At 31.7% G+C, this 14,607-nt stretch carries 14 protein-coding genes; 9 read left to right on the forward strand and 5 right to left on the reverse strand.

Annotation, left to right across the window (positions count from 1 at the left end; all coding sequences use genetic code 11):
* The first annotated feature begins 148 nt into the window (after nt 1–148).
* From ACN0TY_RS13845 to ACN0TY_RS13880, 8 genes are all read left to right on the forward strand, one after another.
* The gene (locus ACN0TY_RS13845; RefSeq protein WP_417444966.1) at nt 149–691 is read left to right on the forward strand and encodes a hypothetical protein; all 543 of its coding nucleotides are present in this window, start codon (nt 149–151) and stop codon (nt 689–691) included.
* A 321-nt stretch (nt 692–1,012) separates the two neighbouring features.
* Entirely contained in the window at nt 1,013–1,756 is a 744-nt protein-coding gene (locus ACN0TY_RS13850) for a DUF4184 family protein (protein WP_417444967.1), read from the forward strand.
* Nucleotides 1,757–1,973: 217 nt separating this feature from the next.
* On the forward strand, nt 1,974–3,128 hold the full coding sequence (locus ACN0TY_RS13855; RefSeq protein WP_417444968.1) for a hypothetical protein: 1,155 nt from the start codon (nt 1,974–1,976) through the stop codon (nt 3,126–3,128).
* 211 nt (nt 3,129–3,339) lie between these two features.
* Nucleotides 3,340–3,756 carry a hypothetical protein gene (locus tag ACN0TY_RS13860; protein WP_417445079.1) on the forward strand — a complete coding sequence of 139 codons (417 nt, stop codon included), beginning with the start codon at nt 3,340–3,342 and terminating at the stop codon, nt 3,754–3,756.
* Between the two features lie 154 nt (nt 3,757–3,910).
* On the forward strand, nt 3,911–4,384 hold the full coding sequence (locus tag ACN0TY_RS13865; protein ID WP_417444969.1) for a cupin domain-containing protein: 474 nt from the start codon (nt 3,911–3,913) through the stop codon (nt 4,382–4,384).
* 844 nt (nt 4,385–5,228) lie between these two features.
* Complete coding sequence (locus tag ACN0TY_RS13870; protein ID WP_417444970.1) at nt 5,229–5,627, forward strand: DoxX family protein; 399 nt, start codon at nt 5,229–5,231, stop codon at nt 5,625–5,627.
* Between the two features lie 128 nt (nt 5,628–5,755).
* A complete protein-coding gene (locus tag ACN0TY_RS13875) occupies nt 5,756–6,709 on the forward strand; it encodes a bestrophin family protein (protein WP_417445080.1) in 954 nt (317 codons plus the stop codon).
* Between the two features lie 156 nt (nt 6,710–6,865).
* Nucleotides 6,866–8,050: a YHYH protein gene (locus ACN0TY_RS13880; protein WP_417444971.1), complete on the forward strand. Its 1,185-nt coding sequence runs from the start codon at nt 6,866–6,868 to the stop codon at nt 8,048–8,050.
* A 151-nt stretch (nt 8,051–8,201) separates the two neighbouring features.
* On the opposite strand, the gene ACN0TY_RS13885 is transcribed toward ACN0TY_RS13880, so the two are convergent.
* The 5 genes from ACN0TY_RS13885 to ACN0TY_RS13905 form a co-directional block, all read right to left on the reverse strand.
* The gene (locus tag ACN0TY_RS13885; RefSeq protein ID WP_417444972.1) at nt 8,202–8,963 is read right to left on the reverse strand and encodes a YoaK family protein; all 762 of its coding nucleotides are present in this window, start codon (nt 8,961–8,963) and stop codon (nt 8,202–8,204) included.
* Nucleotides 8,947–9,423, reverse strand: a complete 477-nt coding sequence (locus ACN0TY_RS13890) for a hypothetical protein (RefSeq protein ID WP_236958495.1) — start codon at nt 9,421–9,423, stop codon at nt 8,947–8,949. Before ACN0TY_RS13890 ends, ACN0TY_RS13885 begins: the two co-directional genes overlap by 17 nt.
* An 18-nt stretch (nt 9,424–9,441) precedes the next feature.
* Nucleotides 9,442–9,912, reverse strand: a complete 471-nt coding sequence (locus tag ACN0TY_RS13895; RefSeq protein ID WP_417444973.1) for a hypothetical protein — start codon at nt 9,910–9,912, stop codon at nt 9,442–9,444.
* Between the two features lie 97 nt (nt 9,913–10,009).
* The gene (locus ACN0TY_RS13900) at nt 10,010–11,398 is read right to left on the reverse strand and encodes a sensor histidine kinase (RefSeq protein ID WP_236958497.1); all 1,389 of its coding nucleotides are present in this window, start codon (nt 11,396–11,398) and stop codon (nt 10,010–10,012) included.
* Nucleotides 11,382–12,101, reverse strand: a complete 720-nt coding sequence (locus ACN0TY_RS13905) for a response regulator transcription factor (protein ID WP_236958498.1) — start codon at nt 12,099–12,101, stop codon at nt 11,382–11,384. Before ACN0TY_RS13905 ends, ACN0TY_RS13900 begins: the two co-directional genes overlap by 17 nt.
* 161 nt (nt 12,102–12,262) lie before the next feature.
* Between ACN0TY_RS13905 and recG the strand changes: the two genes are divergently transcribed.
* A complete protein-coding gene (recG, locus tag ACN0TY_RS13910; RefSeq protein WP_417444974.1) occupies nt 12,263–14,365 on the forward strand; it encodes an ATP-dependent DNA helicase RecG in 2,103 nt (700 codons plus the stop codon).
* Nucleotides 14,366–14,607: the final 242 nt, after the last annotated feature.

Here is a 14,607-nt window from a genome sequence, read left to right on the forward strand (position 1 = left end):
CACCTAATTACGTGCACCAAAATGCCGCTTAAATTTAATATTAATCTGTAGCCGTATTTTAGGACGTGACATAAAAACCGTGAATTTCATTGAGAACATTTTTAAACAGAAGAAAAACGGAGCATTTTTTAATTCAACAGATTGCGAAATGAATAACTTATTGTGCGGAATTGGAAAATCAGAAATTCGAGAAAATGAAATTTATATTTCGGAATATCCATTTGAACCTTCAGTTGCTTATCCTAACAAACTAATAAAAGCTAATCAAATTGATTTTATCTGTGCGGATTTTGGACTTTGCAAAATATATGTTGAAAATGACATTGTTTTCGTTACAGCAGAACAAAAAGAAGAAATTCTAAAGTTTGCGGAAAACAATAGAATAAAACTCAAAAAACATAGCTGGAATTGGGATTGGATTTTAGAACCATATCTCGATACTGAATTTACGGCTGACAATGAAAAAAGAATTGAGAAATGTCTAACCGATGTCGGAATTGACAAAACCGAAACTGACAAAATTCGTAAAGAAGTTGGAAAACAGATGTATAAATATAACTTCGATACAATGCTTTGGGATTGGTGCAGTTTGGGATTAAGTGATGTTTTATCAGCAATGCGAGTGAAATATGATAAATCTGAATTTGAAAACTTTTACAAAAAAGCGATTGAAATTGACAAACGTGAATAAAATACATTACACAACAAAGAACTAAGATAAAAACAACCCCTTCTTCAAAAATATTAGACACTATTATATTAGGCTTACAAATTCAATTAATTGATTTTGTAAGCTTTTTTATTGTAACTATTAAAACAATACAGAAACGTACATTTCATTATAGAGTCTGCTTGATTTCGCAATAGCAAAGCATTGTTAAAGTAGCTTATTGCCTTTTTAAGGTTTTCCATAAAATATATCTCTAAGGAATCTATATATTTGAAAGAGATATAACCGTGAGTGCGTTTATCAGATAGTTATGTGCAATTTGAAAAAAACGAACAGAAATAAATGCCATTTACCTTTTCACATCCAGCAATAGTTTTACCGCTGAATTATCTACCAAAAAAATGGATTTCTTTAACTGGATTAATAATTGGGAGTTTAACACCAGATTTTGAATATTTTTTGAGAATGAGAATTAAAAGCAATTATAGCCACACATTTGATGGACTTTTTTGGTTTGACTTACCATTAGGAATTTTACTTGCTTTTATTTTTCACAATATTATTCGGAACAGTTTATTTGACAATTTACCTATTTTTCTAAAGTCAAGATTTTTGCACTTGAAACAATTTAACTGGAATAAGAACTTTAAAAAAAAATGGCTGATAATCATAATTTCAGTTTTAATTGGAGCAATTTCTCATATTTTATGGGACAGTTTTACTCACGATAATGGATATTTCGTTCAAAAAATTCCAGGATTATCAAACACAATTGACATTTTAGGAAAGCAAATACCGATTTTAAAAATTCTACAACATTCAAGTACATTAATTGGTGGATTAATAATTGCTTTTGCTATTTATCAATTACCGAAAGAAAAAAATATAACAAAAAAAATCAATTTAAAATATTGGCTCATTTTTGTAGAATTAACTTTTGTAATTATCCTGATTAGACTTTTAAGCGGACTTGAAATCATAGAATATGGAAATGTAATTGTTTCCTCTATTTCGGCAGGAATTTTAAGTTTGATTTTAACATCAATAATACTGAATAAAAAAACTGTTTACAACAATGTATCCTAAACTAATAACCCCTTCTATATTTTCTACTGAAAAATAGAGCATAGAAAGTTAGTTATAGCTAAATATAATATTTATCACACTGCATATAGCCTAAAGCTTATTGCCTTTTTAAGGTTTTCCGTAAAATATATCTCTAAGGAATCTATATATTTGAAAGAGAAATAAACGTGAATACGTTTATCTGATGGTTGTAAACAATACCCAAAAACTCACGAAATTGATTAAGCTTTTTGATAAAACAACAAAAATTATAGTTGGTCCTTCTAGTAATAATGAAAACTCATTTAATTACTATCATAAAAGCAATCGCAAGGATATTCAAATTATTAGAGAAACTTTAGAAAAATGGTTTTCAGAATATCCTGAATTAGAGAAGTTAGAACTGAAAAATCGTTTTAAAAAGGATTTAGATTCAGCCTTCTACGAACTTTTTCTGTTTGAACTATTTAATAAATTAGGCTTCAACATTGAAATTCACCCTAAACTTAAAGACACTAACAAAAGACCAGACTTTTTAATCTCTAAAGATGATTTTCAAGCGTATGTAGAAGCCAAAATTTGTTTTGATAAAACAGAAACAGAAATGGCTTTTGAAAAACGTCAAAATGAATTCTATGACAAATTAAGTAAAGTAAGAATAAAAGGATTTCTATTGAGAATTGAAGAGTTAAATTTTAAAACTCAAAAGCAACCTAGAGTAAAAGAATTAATTTCCAAAATTGAATTAGAAGTTAGTAAACTTGAGCCAAAGGAAATTACTGAAAGAATGGAAAAACTTGGTTTTGATGGATGTCCTAATATTGACTTTGAAAATAAGGATTTAAAAATTCGAGTTCAACCAATGCCTTTAATTGAATCTCAAAAAGATAAAATCAGTAAAAATCCTATTGGTATGTTTCCTATCGAAACTTTTTGGGGAGGTGGAGAAAATTCTATTCGACAATCTATTCTCAAAAAAGCTAAACGTTATGGAAAATTTGAAATTCCATATTTAATTTGTATAAATGCTTTAGGAAAAAAAACATCAGGAAAAATAGACATTGAAAATGTAATTTGGGGTTCTTTAAAATACACTTTCTCTACAAATCCTGAAAATAGAGACGAAAAAATGACTAGAGAAAGAGATGGAGTATTTTATAATTCTGGAAAAGCAAAATTAACTAATGTTAGCGGAATTATGGTCACGAAAGTATTTCCATCAAATATTCCAAATGCTAATTACTGGCTTTTTGAAAATCCACTTGCAGAAAACAAATTTGATTTTGAAAAACTTAATCTAATTCATAATTATATTAATGGAAATCAAATCATTAGTAAAGATGGAAATGATTTTGATAAAATTTTCGGAATATCAAAAGAATGGTTGAATTAAAAGTACTATTTACAACACCATATATAATTTATTGCTGGTTAATTGCCTACTTACGAAAATCCTCTCGGATTTTCTTGGTCTGTAATTATTTGCTAAATTAAGTGCTTAAAACACGTTAGCCACAATTTCAAAAATCACGAAATTCAAGAGAATTATGCTTAAGTATTTAACATTCGGAATGTCAATATCATTTATATCGTGGATAGTCGGAATGATAATTAATAGTTTTCTTGTCAAAACTGAATACTACAAAAAAATATCAAATCTGAATTTTATTGAAAGCAAATCTTTAAATAAAACTATTGGAATTGACTATTTTAAATGGATTGTGAAAAATTCATTTTTCAAGTTTTTTAATCAGAAAATAAAATTGAAAAATAAAAAAACGGAATTGACTGAAATACGAATGGAAATGACAATTGCGGAAATAAGTCATTTAATTGGATTTATATTCGTTACTTTTTTTGCTCTTTATAAAAGTATTACTCACGACTTTTTATTCGGTCTGACCATAATGATTGTGAATATATTTATGAATTTATATCCTACTTTATTACAACAGGAAAACAAAAGACGAATTGACACAATAATAAAACGACAGAAAAAAACTACCGCCAACACCGCATAAAATTAATTACTGGTTATAGCCTACTTACGAAAATCCTTGTGCTTGCCTGTTGGCTGACAGGGGTTCTCTATTCGGTTTTTATTTGTTAAATTAGAAGCTGAAAACCCCCAGTAAACTCCATAGATTAGTAAATAATAAATACAAAAATTATAAAATGAAAAAATCAATATTAGTCCTGTTTATAGTAGCTTCATTGTCGGCATTTTCTCAAGATGCTACATACAAAGTTTCCTCATATCATACGGAAGGTACAAAAGCACCAAATACTCATTATATAGGGGAAGCCTGGCTAAATGGTATTATACATGACGATGCTGAATTGGGTTATAATATTACAAAAGCAACCTTCAAAGCCAACTCTACTTTAGATTGGCATAAGCATAGTTCTGCTCAAGTTTTAATCATTGTAGATGGGGAAGCTTATTATCAGGAGAAAGGAAATGATCCTGTTATTCTAAAGGAAGGGGATATTATTAAATGTGAGAAAGATATCGAACATTGGCATTCTTCCACCAAATATAGTGATGTAACATATCTGGCTTTATATGGTGGCGGGCAACCAACTACTTGGACGGAAGTAGTTACGCAAAAGTATTACGATGAAGTTGCCAAAAAGCTAAAAAAGTAATTTTTTCTTCAAAAACACAGTATCCAAAATTTTGTGTAAACAAAAAATAAACGGGTTTAGGTTTATTAAAGTTGGACCCATTTTTTAAATAAAGTTAAGAACTGATTAAGAATAAGCCCCCTATTCTGGTAGTGTCCAAAAAACTGTGTAAACAAAAATTCACTCCTAAGCTGTTTCAAATTATCAGCTATGTAACACATTACTGCTATTCCTTATTAATTTACTTATCAAGCTACGTTGTACAACCATCCGCTGGGGTTCTGTTGTCTTCCTGTGGCGTGTTTTAACTATCTCGCTACGTTATCACCCCATATAGAGACGTCTTCCAGTGCTTCGATGACGTAATATATACATCCAGATACGTTACCTAACGTATAATTTGGCGTTAAAGACGTATCCAGATACGTTACCCAACGTATAATTTGACGTAAAAGACATATCCAGATACGTTACCTAACGTATAATTTGGCGTCAAAGACGTGTCTAGATACGTTACCTAACGTATAATTTGACGTTAAAGACGTATCCAGATATGTTGTCTAACGTATAATTATGATTAAAACACGTATAAATACACATTGATCGCTCAATTTCACCTATTTACGTCTTTTATAATTGGTTATTTTAGACTATAAATCTTAAACTTACAATAAAGCTGTTGTAGTATATATTCTAAAAAATATGCCTTTGCATGTAAAATAAGTACCATTTCAGCTATTTTATAAGTGAGTGAGTTAGCTGTAAACAGCGAACTCACTATAGAGAAAGCTCTTACAATTAGTATTGGAGATCGTTGTTAAAATAGAAATCTTGGTTACAAACTAACAATTATAAAAAATAAAACATGAAAAAGAATATCGACTTAGGATTACTAATATCAAGGGTTACAATTGCTGGTTTAATGTTATTCCATGGGGTAGCAAAATTAAGCGGTTTAGGAGGTATTAAAGGTATGTTAGCAGCAGCTGGTTTGCCAGAAGTTATGGCATACGGAGTGTACTTTACAGAATTAATTGCACCCGCTTTGATCTTAATAGGCTTTAGAACTAGATTAGCTTCCTTAGCATTTTTCTTCGGAATGATGGCTGCAATGCTGCTTGCACATGCTGATAATCTCTTTGCTATTTCAAAAACTGGAGGTCTAGAAATTGAACTTATTTTACTATTCGCCTTTGGGGCATTGGCATTCTTCTTTACTGGTGCTGGTAAATATGCGGTTTCTACATCTAATAAATGGGATTAACATAATAGCGTTACTTCCAAAAATAATTCAGAAATAAAAAAACCGATACTCCTTACAATAACAGCTATAACTACTCTTGTAGGGAGTATTTACTTAAATATTTAGAAGCTTAAAAACAAGCTTATTAAATCTTCTATTGGCTTTTATATGTAAAAAGTAAAGGCTTCAGTTCAATCAAATTATCTATGATTACCAAAAAAAGAGTTCCAATAAAATACATTTTCAAAGAAATTAGATTTCCGCTATTAATTGTTGTTTTCATCGCAATGCTATCGGAAGTTCCTCCTTTAATTATAGAGCCGGGCAGTTTACCAAAAATCCCAATTTCAATTGCTACAACCTTGGGTATCGCAATATCTGTATTACTTTCATTTAAAATAAGTCAGTCATACGGTAGATGGTGGGAAGCAAGGCAAGTTTGGGGTGCCATTGTAAATGATTCTCGTACGCTCGTTTTACAATTACAGGTGTATGTAGACCATAGAAATCCTTTAATAAAAAAGATGGCGCATACCCAAATAGCTTGGTGCTATGCATTAACTGCGGCTTTACGAAAGCAAGATGCATCAGAAGATATTAAGAGTTTACTATCTTCAAAAGAGATTAAAACATTGGAAACTCAGCAAAATATACCTCTTAAAATTCTAGGTTTTCAGATTAGTACAGTCAAAGAATTATTTTCAAATGGTGATATTAATGATTTTTCGAGAACACAATTAGAAGAAACAATAACTAGACTGACCTCATCGATGGGGAAATGCGAACGGATAAAAAATACTGTTTTTCCTACTAACTATTCATTTGCGCTATACATCGCTATCTATTTATTTGTAATCTTTTTAGCAACCTCAGAACCCTTTAGGCTAGACTTTATATTGGAACTTATAATTCTTGTTTTAATCTCTGGATTATTTTTCTCTCTTGAAAAAGCAGCCTACCGGTTACAAGATCCCTTTGAAAATAAAGCAACAGATACTCCTATGAGTACGATCTCTAGAACTATCGATATAAATATTAGACAATTGCTAGATGAAAAGGAATTACCGGAGCCTATTGCAGACAAGGAGTTTTATAAATTATAGTTGAATAATAAATAAACTTATACATCGAACTCACTCCACACTCCTATTTACTGAATTCCTTACTTTTATGAATGATAAAGATTAGGTAAGATTCACTAAATTAGTTGTTAATAAACGATGTACCACAAAAAAAAACATCAATATAAATAGTTTAAAATGAAAAATACTTTACTCTTAATAGCAGTTTTTACATTCTTAGTTTCGTGTAAATCAAACGAGAAAAAAAACGAAGAACAACAACCTAAAGGAGAAAGACCTTCTTTGGAGCAGATAATTTCTGAAATGGACACCAATAAAGACGGAAAATTATCCGAAGGTGAGGTCAAAGGTCCGTTATCAAACGATTTTAATGCTATTGATACTGATAAAGATGGTTTCTTAACTGAAGAGGAACTCAAAAAAATGGATCGAAATCAAGGAAATCGACCTCCACGTCCAGATGATACTGAAAAAGATTTATCAGCAGAAATAAATACCACTGTTAAAGTAATTCCTATAAATACAGATTACTTTATTGCTGAAAATATTATAGGAGGAATCAATAAGAAAACGGTAGAATTAAATGGAATTGAAACGCTTTGTTACGTTATTAAGACCAACTCTCAAGCTACAGAGCATCAAATGGGACCTTGGTGTCCTAGGCATATTGAAGATGGAATGGAAAAAGCAGGAATATGGTTTCAAGATGATAAAGTGTATGATGTTTCTGGGCATTTTATCGCTAACCTAGATGAGTTTTATAGTGATGAGCAGTGGAAATTATATAGAGAAGATGGGACGGTAAAAGTAACAGATACGGAAGAAGGATGCTTATCTGCTGCAAAACCTAATGTAGATGAAGAATACCATAACTATTGCGTAGAGTGCTTGCCAGAATATTTTAAAGATCAGGTAACAACGTTTGTTATTCCTGTTACTCCAAAATATCTTAATTCTACTCAAGATTTTGGACAAGGGGGAATAGGAATTGCATTTAACGGTGTTAATTACGACCCGCCTGCGCCTACGCATGCCATATTAGCGGCACATACAATTGCTCCTTTGGATGACCACGGCGGACATGTTAACCCGCACGGAGGTTACCACTACCATGCGGCAACAGGTTCTACAAAAGAGATTTCTCAAACAGATGTACATGCTCCAATGATAGGATATGCCATCGACGGATTTGGAATTTATGCGTTAGCAAATGAGCACGGACATAAACCAGATGATTTGGATGAATGTGGCGGACATACAGATGAGACTAGAGGATATCATTACCACGCTGGAGAACCTGGTGGAAATCAGATTATAAAATGTCTGCACGGATTGCCTGGATATACAGAGGTTAACGAGTAGAGAAGTAACATAATATTGCTATTTAATTAGCTTTCTATTTATAAAAAAAATCAATCCATTCTGGCGGAAATGGATTGATTTTACACACGGAGTTAACACTCCTAACTAACCAAACAACACAGTACTAATGGAACGCTGCTATTGTTAATTTTTAATCTGCTATTTTATATTTTGCTGAAATAGGTTGCTTACGTCTACGCCTAATAAGCTTGTTTATTTTTAATTTATAATACTCATAACCAATGATGATAAAAATGGCAAAACAAGCAACATAAAATACCATAAACTGAATTTTAAGATAAATAACTCCTGCAAAGATTCCCCCCGTTATATATGCCAGCGCTATAGAAAGCAGTACTTTTCCTTTTTCTTTGAGCTGTTTATTATTTCGATACTTCTTTTTTGTGTACATGGAAGCAAGGATACCAACATCGGTGGTAAGCCCCGTCATATGTGTGGTTTTTACTGAAAAGTTGGAAATACTAGCTGTTAGTCCATTTTGGAGTCCCATAGCAAATAACATGAGTCCAACCATAATTTCTGTTTCCAATAAAGTCTCTTGATAATAAAACTCCCCGTAAGTTCCCACAGCAAAAAGACATATAATTTCAAGAAATAATGGTAATGAATGAGCTAGATAGGAGTTTTTATGATTGAAGTTTATAATAACTTGATTGGAGCAAAAGTTCCCAATAAAGAATAAAAAGATCCAAGCGAAAACAATAACAGCGCCATTCCAATTTCCTTTGGCTACTTCTTCAGCAAAAATTGCATAATGACCCGTTACATTCGATGTAAATGCGAAGAATATAATTACAGAAGTAACATTAACCATTCCTGCCGAAAAAGCTGATAACGACCCTAACTGAATATTATCTTTAACGGTTCTACTATTACTAAATTTTCTCAACATAATCTATCGCTTCTTTTTTCTTAAAAGTTAACTTCACTATTCCCCTTGCCTGAATATCAGACTGGAAATGGAGCTCCATTTCTTTATCATTTATTTTATAGAGGTTGTAATGTTCATTCTTAAAATCTGGATATTTTAATTTTAAGATGTGCCCTCTCCCCTTTAACCTCCACTCTAATTTTTTCTTTATATCATCACTAGAAAGTAACACTTCTCCGTTTGGTAAAAACTCCCATGTCTCTGCCTCATGAATAATTAAACCCGCTGTTATATCCTTTTTTATGGCTTCATCTATATACTTATTATTCTTTACAGGAAGTTTCTCATAACGCCAAGAAGTTTCTTCCCAAACCCCTACTATTTCCTTATTTGGTGAAGTACTTGACTTTAACACAAGCGCTATCGTTACTATAATAAGTGTAAATGAAAGCAGATAGATAACAGCGATTTTATTTTTCATATCTTTTAATTTTGTGTTCTATGAAGTCAGTAATTTTGCAAAAGATCCTTGAGCTTGATATATTACTTCTAAAGGAGTTTCTACTTCTGTAATAGTTAAATTAGACCTTCTTATAGTATTGATTAAAAGGAAGTTCTTCTCCTTTTCTTTTTTTACTGCCATAGGAATATAGGCTTCATCTATTCGCTTTGCTTTTATATAACTATCAAAAGCATTTTTTGTGAATCCTTGATATAAATCCATAGAAATAGAATTTATAACACTCGCATTCTTATTAGATAAGATCTCTAAAGCCTCATTAAATTTTTCCTCTTGAAGTTTCTCTATTTGCTGTTTCTTTGAAAAGAATAATAGTTCGGTTATAGAACCAGAAACAGGCGCATTATATATTAAAAGTATGTTTACTTTTTCTGTTTGACTATTAATTACTTTTTTTAAAAGGGATAAAGACTGAATTGTGAAATCTGTAGGGACTAATATTCTTTTCATAGTTTGTTATTTTATAAAAACAAAACTATATCTACAGTCTAAGAAAGGAATTAAGACGACATTAGAATCTCATTAGAATTTTCTCTTTTCTAATGTTTTATATCGTTTTTATAAAGCTCTTATGAAGGAAATCACTGTTTATAGGAATCGATATTTCTACTGTTGTCCCTTCATTCTCTTTAGAGCTAACAACTAGATTTCCTCTGTGAAGCTTAATAACATTTCTACTTAATGGCAGGCCAATTCCGTAGCCAGAAAATTCTTCGGTATTAGAAGCCCTAAAAAATGGATCGTAAATATAACCCAATTCATTCTCTGGGATTCCTACTCCTAAATCTTTTATAATCAATATTACATTAACATCGGAGGCTGCCAAAATAATATCTACCTGAGCGTTATCAGAATATTTACAGGCATTCATTACGATATTAGAAATGGCTAAGTGTAGCAACTGTTCATTCCCTTTTACCTTTAAATGATAAGGGTTTTCGGGCAACATATTAAAGTCCAAATGAATATTGGCTTCCGGATATATCTTCTCAACCGTGGTCTTTACATCTATAACAAGCTCGTCCATACGGATCACACTATCCTGTTGTATTTTCCCTTTATTATATCCCGTTTGCGCTAAAAATAATAGGGCTTTGGTCTTTTTATTCAGCTTCTCTGCTTCTTCTAAAATTGTTATAAGCGATTGCTTATACTCTTCGGAAGATCTATCTTTTGACAAAGTAACTTCTGCTTCTCCAATAATAGAAGTTAAAGGCGTATTAAGCTCATGAGAGGCGTTGCTAATAAAGTTCTTTTGCGTTTCAAAAGAAGTTTCCAATCGGTTAAGCATATCGTTAAAAGTAGTCGCCAAACTTTTCATCTCTTCATTGCTTTGCGACTCATCTAAACGGTAATTAAGACTTTCTGTACCTATTTTTTTAACTTCTTTAATGATTTTACTTATCGGTTGCATTACAGTCCTAGAAAAGAAATATGCTATAAATATTATTATCAATACCGAAATAAGTAAAGAAAAGAATAGTAGATTTCTTAAATGAACCATGTGGTGTTCAGAATAATAATTCTGCGCCGAAACAACCACAATATAATTCTCGTATTTTATCCCTGAATAAAAGGTATTATTCTGCTTATAAAAAGCTCTCTCCTCCTCTTCTATCTGTCGGATAAAGGATTCTGGAATTTTAGCTTTCTTAAGTAATATTTCAGAATCGTGAATTTTATCAAGGTCAATAAGGGTTATCTTTTCATCTGGAAGCTTTTCCAAAAAATCCTGGCGAATCTCTTTAACAACATCTATATCCTGAGTATTCTCTAATTGGATTTTTGCCATTGTAATAGCTCTAATCTCCAATCTTTTATAGAAATCGGTATATGCGTAACTACTTATAGAATAATAAATTACTGCGCTAAAAATTAAGATATAAGCGAAGAAAACAGAAGTTAGAAATATTATTATCCTATTTTGTGTCTTCATCGTTAGTTCTTAAAATATATCCCATTCCAATAACTGTATGAATGAGACGTGTTTGATTTTCTTTTTCTAGCTTCTTTCTAAGGTAATTTACATAAACATCTACCACATTTGTGCCTATATCAAAATTCACGCCCCATACATTATCCAAAAGTTCATTTCTAGAAAGTAAAATTCCTGGCGATTTTATAAAGGCTAATAAAAGCTTATACTCTGTGGAAGTAAGATTTATTTTAATATCGTCTCTATGAACCGTTTTAGCAGCGTCATTTACAACAATAGTTTCAAATGTATATATATTAGATGCTTGATTGGCAAGAGTTTTATTATTGGTATATCTCCTTAACAAACTATTTATTCTCGCTGTTAATTCAATGAATTTGAATGGCTTAACCAAATAATCATCAGCTCCAGTATTTAAACCTAAGGCTATATTTTCTGGACTTCCAAGTGCAGTTAAAAATATAATAGGAATATTAGCATTATTTTTTCTGATTTCTTTACAGATATCCATTCCATTCATTTCTGGAAGCATGATATCGAGTATCAGTAAATCAAACTCAGAAGAAGTAGCTAAACGAAACCCTTCACTCCCATTTAAAGCGATAGAAACCTCAAAGCCTTTCTCGGTAAGCCCCTTATTTATAAAGGAACATACCTTAGGATCGTCTTCTACTAATAAAATTTTCTTCTTTTCTTTTCCCATAATGCGATCGTAAAAATACACAAAATAAAACTACATTTTACATCACATTGAGACACAAATTTTCATTATTCAATCAATAGTTTCTGCTTTTTTAAACACTTTATATGTTTCAGAAAGAATAAAACTTTCACACTTTATAAGGAACTCCTATCTTCGTAATTATGAATCCGAGTATCTTACAAACACCTATAGATTATTTAAAGGGAGTTGGTCCAAACCGTGCTGATTTACTGCGTACGGAACTCGGCATTCACACATACCAAGACTTGGTAAACCTTTTCCCGAATCGGTATATTGATAAAACTCGCTATTATAAGATTAATGAATTACAGCGTAACAATGCCGATGTGCAGGTAATTGGAAAAATAACAAGCTTAAAAACAGTTGAACAAAAGCGAGGAAAACGACTTGTAGCTACTTTTGTAGATGAAACTGGACAAATGGAATTGGTTTGGTTTCGTGGGCATAAATGGATTCGTGAGAGTATAAAAATAAACCAACCGTATGTTATCTTCGGAAAAACAAACTGGTACAATGGTTTTACAATGCCTCACCCAGAAATGGAACTACTTTCGGAGCATGAAAATAACCTCCGTACCGCCATGCAACCTGTTTATCCATCTACGGAAAAGCTTTCCAACAAAGGGATTAGCAATCGTGTGATCAATAAAATAATGCAACAGCTTTTTATTGAAACTAAAGCACGTTTTTTTGATACTCTTTCTGAAGAATTGTTAACAGAACTTAAACTTATTTCTAAAAGTAAAGCGCTCTTTAATATCCATTTTCCACAGAGTCAGGAGCTCCTTGCTAAAGCTCAATACCGACTTAAATTCGAAGAGCTTTTTTACATTCAACTGCAACTTATTTCAAAAAATCTAACCCATAAAAACAAGATTAAAGGTTTTAATTTTGATCAAGTGGGTACACTTTTTAATACTTTTTATGCAGACCATCTTCCTTTTGAGCTTACAAACGCACAAAAGCGAGTAGTTAGAGAGATAAGAAACGATTTAGGAAGTAATGCACAGATGAATAGATTGCTTCAAGGAGATGTGGGGTCTGGAAAAACTATTGTTGCATTAATGACAATGTTATTGGCCATAGATAATGGTTTCCAAGCTTGTTTGGTTGCGCCAACAGAGATTTTAGCACAACAACATTATAACGGAATCTTAGAGCTTGTAGCGCCATTAAATATTGAAGTAAAATTACTTACAGGTTCTTCAAAAACAGCACAAAGGAGAGAAATCCACGAGCAATTAGAAGATGGGTCCCTAAATATATTAATAGGTACGCATGCCATATTAGAAGATAAAGTAAAGTTTAAAAATCTAGGCTTAGCAATTATCGATGAGCAACACCGATTTGGAGTTGCACAACGTGCTAAATTATGGCGTAAAAACAGTATTCCACCGCATGTATTGGTAATGACTGCAACCCCTATTCCGCGCACATTGGCAATGAGTTTGTATGGAGATTTAGATATTTCTGTAATCGATGAACTTCCTCCAGGAAGGAAAGCTATAAAAACTGTGCACCGTTATGATAGCAATCGTTTAAAGGTATTCCGATTCATAAAAGATGAAATTGAAAAAGGAAGACAGATTTATGTGGTATATCCACTGATTCAGGAGTCCGAAAAACTCGATTATAAGGACTTAATGGATGGTTACGAAAGCATTGCTAGAGAGTTTCCGCAGCCAAAATATCAGGTTTCTATTGTTCATGGGCAAATGAAAACTGCCGATAAAGATTATGAAATGGAACGTTTTGTAAATGGCGATACGCAAATTATGGTTGCTACAACGGTAATTGAAGTTGGAGTGAATGTCCCGAATGCTTCCGTAATGATTATTGAAAGTGCTGAGCGTTTCGGGTTATCACAATTACACCAATTAAGAGGTCGTGTTGGGCGTGGTGCAGAACAGAGTTTTTGTATTTTAATGACAGGTCATAAATTATCTAGCGATTCTAAAACTAGACTAGAAACCATGGTAAGTACAAATGATGGTTTTGAAATCGCAGAAGTAGATTTAAAATTAAGAGGTCCCGGTGATATTATGGGAACACAACAAAGTGGTGTTTTAAATTTAAAAATTGCTGATATTATTAAAGATAATGAGATTTTAAAATCTGCTCGTTATTATGCTCTTCGTGTGCTTAAAGAAGATCCTAGTTTGGCATTAGAAAAAAATAAAATACTAAGATATACGTATCAGCAGCTCGTAAAATATAAGAATATTTGGAATTATATAAGCTGATGCTTTCTAGACACTTCAGATAAAAGAGGGATTTTATTACAAATAGCCTTCATTAAAACACTTCATATTTAGCTGAAAATAAAAAACTTAGAATAAAACAAAGGTTTGCAGAATTATATTCTAAGTCTGTCTTATATTCATAATAACTTACTTTTCTTATTCAGAAATAGAAAAATATAACAAGACGTATAAGCCATATTTCTATCAAAAGAAAAATTGCTGATGGGTTCTTATTATGAAGT

The organism is Joostella sp., assembly GCF_048266025.1.
In the GTDB taxonomy this organism is placed as follows: domain Bacteria; phylum Bacteroidota; class Bacteroidia; order Flavobacteriales; family Flavobacteriaceae; genus Galbibacter; species Galbibacter atrarenae.

Excerpts from the sequence above, each read along its gene's own strand:
- ACN0TY_RS13845 (WP_417444966.1), top strand. The coding sequence starts at position 149 with ATGAATAACTTATTGTGCGGAATTGGAAAATCAGAAATTCGAGAAAAT.
- ACN0TY_RS13850 (WP_417444967.1), top strand. The coding sequence starts at position 1,013 with ATGCCATTTACCTTTTCACATCCAGCAATAGTTTTACCGCTGAATTAT.
- ACN0TY_RS13860 (WP_417445079.1), top strand. The coding sequence starts at position 3,340 with ATGATAATTAATAGTTTTCTTGTCAAAACTGAATACTACAAAAAAATA.
- ACN0TY_RS13865 (WP_417444969.1), top strand. The coding sequence starts at position 3,911 with ATGAAAAAATCAATATTAGTCCTGTTTATAGTAGCTTCATTGTCGGCA.
- ACN0TY_RS13870 (WP_417444970.1), top strand. The coding sequence starts at position 5,229 with ATGAAAAAGAATATCGACTTAGGATTACTAATATCAAGGGTTACAATT.
- ACN0TY_RS13880 (WP_417444971.1), top strand. The coding sequence starts at position 6,866 with ATGAAAAATACTTTACTCTTAATAGCAGTTTTTACATTCTTAGTTTCG.
- ACN0TY_RS13885 (WP_417444972.1), bottom strand. The coding sequence starts at position 8,963 with ATGTTGAGAAAATTTAGTAATAGTAGAACCGTTAAAGATAATATTCAG.
- ACN0TY_RS13890 (WP_236958495.1), bottom strand. The coding sequence starts at position 9,423 with ATGAAAAATAAAATCGCTGTTATCTATCTGCTTTCATTTACACTTATT.
- ACN0TY_RS13895 (WP_417444973.1), bottom strand. The coding sequence starts at position 9,912 with ATGAAAAGAATATTAGTCCCTACAGATTTCACAATTCAGTCTTTATCC.
- ACN0TY_RS13900 (WP_236958497.1), bottom strand. The coding sequence starts at position 11,398 with ATGAAGACACAAAATAGGATAATAATATTTCTAACTTCTGTTTTCTTC.
- ACN0TY_RS13905 (WP_236958498.1), bottom strand. The coding sequence starts at position 12,101 with ATGGGAAAAGAAAAGAAGAAAATTTTATTAGTAGAAGACGATCCTAAG.
- recG (WP_417444974.1), top strand. The coding sequence starts at position 12,263 with ATGAATCCGAGTATCTTACAAACACCTATAGATTATTTAAAGGGAGTT.